This window comes from Peribacillus sp. Bi96, from assembly GCF_918698115.1.
In the GTDB taxonomy this organism is placed as follows: domain Bacteria; phylum Bacillota; class Bacilli; order Bacillales; family DSM-1321; genus Peribacillus.
This window is the reverse complement of the sequence record NZ_CAKKLV010000062.1, coordinates 1-3,284: the sequence shown is the minus strand read 5'-3', so window position 1 is coordinate 3,284 and position 3,284 is coordinate 1. Positions and strand designations below refer to the sequence as shown.

The following is a 3,284-nucleotide window of genomic DNA, read 5'->3' as shown; positions in this document are numbered from 1 at the left end:
GCTCAGCCTGGTTGTATTGTTATCATCCATTATCGTCAAGGGGTTAATGGGTTAGACTCTATTTTTGAGTTTAGATTTTCGTAGTAGATGGTGGCGGCGAGGAGCGCCGCCATAGAAGTTTCTTATGGAACTAAAGGGGCAGGATAGTTCCATAAGGAAATGAGGACTAATGTGTAAATTTATACCATAAGATTGAAACTATATTGGACATATAACGTCAATAATATTAAACCTAAATCTGAAAGGAGAAATAATGAAAATACACTATTTTGTTGTTTTAGTTTTATCTTCAGTTTTATTGTTTGGTTGTTCTTCCAAGCAAAAGAATGACAATGTTGCGAAAGCAGAAGTACAAGATGGCCTAAAGGAACAAGGTATTAAATTAAATTCAAGTTCTAACATTATTTCACCTAACAGCAACTCAATACAAACACCAACATTCACAGTAAATGAAAAAGTAAACGATGTAATAATGGTATATGAAGTAAGGGGTGAAAATCGGGAATTTGGTTTTTTCGATAAACCTTTGATAATGGATAAAGAAATTAAGTTGGAATGGCTTTTTTGGACAATGGATGAACAGCTTCCGTTAGGCGAGCTAAAGGTAAAAGCAGTTCAAAACGAAAGTGGTAAGAGTATAATATCAAAAGGAGAGATAGTAAAAAAAGAGACACCTTTAAAAGAATTACCTAAAGATTATACCCCAAAGCCAGTTAGTATTAATAAGAGTATTGAAGAAAATATAGAAAAAGATATAGAAATTAATTTAACTTTCCCTGCATCTATATCATCCACTTCAATTAAATTCAACGAGTCAGGTATTTGGGAATTGCAACTATTTTTAAATGATAAACCTTTAGGAAATATGAACGTTTATGTAACTAAAAAAAATGAAGCAAATATATATTACCTTGACAATTGAGGTTCCAATCTTTGATCCAATTAAAGGGTGCATTACTTTTATACGGGGCTGGAAACAGCTCTTTTTTTATGGAACTAACGGGGCAGGATAGTTGAACAAGGGCTATAATAAATCTGGGATATCATTAGGAGGCTTAGATATGAATGACTACGGATATTTTGGCAATGAAAATTTTACTGGTAACCACCTACATATAGACAATTACACAAATGAGTTTACTCCTTATATCGAGGCGATTGCTTGGGAAAGACAAGATAAAACAATGGATATATTTTTCGATGGTTTTGAAAATGACAAGGAATTTAAAGCGTTATTTGGAGGCAAGGAACATTATTATGATGACTTTATGGGGGTATTTTTAGGAAACGTTAAAACAGACGAAGAAGCCTATGAAGTGTTTCGTAATTGGGTCGATACGGTCCTATATCCATATAGAAATAGAACTAACACAATATAATCTTGTTGAACTACCAGTGGCTAACGGGCAAATTAGTAAGATTGTGAAGGATTGTACTTAAACTAACGGGTGCGTTAGTTCATTAAGAAGGCCGTCAAATGACAGCCTTTTGAACGTGCGATTCTTTGTATTATCATACATAAAACACCAAGGGATGAGTTTGTTTTACATAAACGTTTACCTTATTTGTTTTCTAAACAAGCAATCCCGAAAAGTCCAGGCTGAAGAAACAAAGACACAAAAAAGGAAGAGGAACTACAAAAGTTACTCTTCCTTTTTTTCTTTATTTTTTTGAAATTTTACGTAATAAATATAAAGCGTATATGATAGCTGGTATAGCTCCAACCATTAAAATCATGTTTATTAAACCAAATATAAAATAAGAAGACGATACATTCATTTTAATTCAACCCCATTAAAAATTTTAATCTCTTTATGTGTATTTTTGATAAACACGAGCAACTTTACTAGTTTTATTTAAAGAAGTAAGTTTGATATAACTAATAAGAACTATATAGCCATGATTAAGTTTACCATTTAATTTATAAGTTCCTACAGCATTCATATCATAACAACCTACTTTTTCAGCTTTTGAATCAGTAACTTCACATGAAGCATCTACAGCTGACCAAACAGTACCATTTGTTCCTGCTACATCAGCATATCTCATTTTCAACCCATAATCACCAACAGAATAATGACTACTTAATTTTAAGGTAGCAACAGTGACCCCTGCACTTTTTAATTTAACCCAAGCAGTATACAATCTAGCTCCATATTTTTTATCTTCTGCACGATATGGCCCCATATCCGTAGATCGTGCGATAATTGCCATAGATTGTATGTTTGTTGAATTACTGTTGTCTTTACTGCCGAGGAAATTCAACCTAATTAACTGTGAACTAGTTCATTTTCAAGTAAAGAAGAAGGCTTCCGATTTTCCAATCGGCGGCCTTTTGAATGTATGATTCTTACAATTATCATACATTCATATTCAAGTGAAAAACTACCCTTAATGAACTAACGGGGCAGGTTAGTTCCACAAGAAATATTAATATTTGGTCAAATGAAAAGACAGTTTATCATAATATTTTAGGTATAATGATATATATATAATTTAGGGAAATTGGAGAGTTTTTATGAAGTCGATTACATTTTTTGAACCTGTTTCTAATCTTTCAAAAAAGCAAAAAATACTGCAGTTGTTTTTCTTTCTTACTTTAGGTACTGACATTATTACTAATATTCTAAAAATTGATTCAATGTTAGTTCAAATTATAATTGATTTAGTATTGGGATTATGCCTAATTGCTTTCGTCTTTGAATTGCTAATTTTAAAGAACAAAAAGTAATATTTATTAGTTATAGTTATCTTAAGCTAACAGGTGCGTTAGCTTAAGATCTGAGCTGTCTTTAAGACAGTTTTTTTCTTATCTTATGGCACTAACGGGGCAGGTTACTTTTTAAAAAATACTGTTATCTGAAATTTATAATCACATTAACTTTTGTTTAAGGACGGTTAAAATGACACTTTTATTTAAATCACTTGGATTTGGGGTTCTATTTGGATTAGTTATGTTACTTGCAAATCACGATAAGCCAAGTAAACTTTTGATTTTTCTTAAATACTTTTTAATAGGTACAGGCGGATATTTTTTATATGAATGGATTATGGGGTGAATTCCCTCTTTTTCTTTTACCAAAAGAAAGTTTGTGAAATATTGTACTTAAACTAACGGGTGCGTTAGCTGAAGATCGAAGCTGTCTTTAAGGCAGCTTTTTCGTGCGCCCGGCATGGGTGCAATCTATAGGGTGCGAGTCCCGAACCATGAAGGCAGTAGTAATGGTTAGCTTAATGCAAGGGTGTCCATGGTGACGTGGAATCTGAAGGAAGCAAGCGGCAAA

At 32.6% G+C, this 3,284-nt stretch carries 3 protein-coding genes; 2 read left to right on the top strand and 1 reads right to left on the bottom strand.

Features of this window, described 5'->3' with window-relative positions:
* Window positions 1-253: 253 nt before the first annotated feature.
* Window positions 254-922 carry a hypothetical protein gene (locus LQ203_RS27205; RefSeq protein WP_230163041.1) on the top strand — a complete coding sequence of 223 codons (669 nt, stop codon included), beginning with the start codon at window positions 254-256 and terminating at the stop codon, window positions 920-922.
* Window positions 923-1,061: 139 nt separating this feature from the next.
* Window positions 1,062-1,379: a hypothetical protein gene (locus tag LQ203_RS27200; RefSeq protein ID WP_230163040.1), complete on the top strand. Its 318-nt coding sequence runs from the start codon at window positions 1,062-1,064 to the stop codon at window positions 1,377-1,379.
* A gap of 433 nt (window positions 1,380-1,812) precedes the next feature.
* Here the strand turns inward: LQ203_RS27200 and LQ203_RS27195 are convergent, their stop codons facing one another.
* Window positions 1,813-2,187 carry a hypothetical protein gene (locus LQ203_RS27195; protein ID WP_230163038.1) on the bottom strand — a complete coding sequence of 125 codons (375 nt, stop codon included), beginning with the start codon at window positions 2,185-2,187 and terminating at the stop codon, window positions 1,813-1,815.
* Window positions 2,188-3,284 lie beyond the last annotated feature (1,097 nt).

Bases quoted from the DNA above. Each gene is read 5' to 3' on its own strand.
- LQ203_RS27205 (WP_230163041.1), top strand. From the start codon at position 254: ATGAAAATACACTATTTTGTTGTTTTAGTTTTATCTTCAGTTTTATTG.
- LQ203_RS27200 (WP_230163040.1), top strand. From the start codon at position 1,062: ATGAATGACTACGGATATTTTGGCAATGAAAATTTTACTGGTAACCAC.
- LQ203_RS27195 (WP_230163038.1), bottom strand. From the start codon at position 2,187: ATGGGGCCATATCGTGCAGAAGATAAAAAATATGGAGCTAGATTGTAT.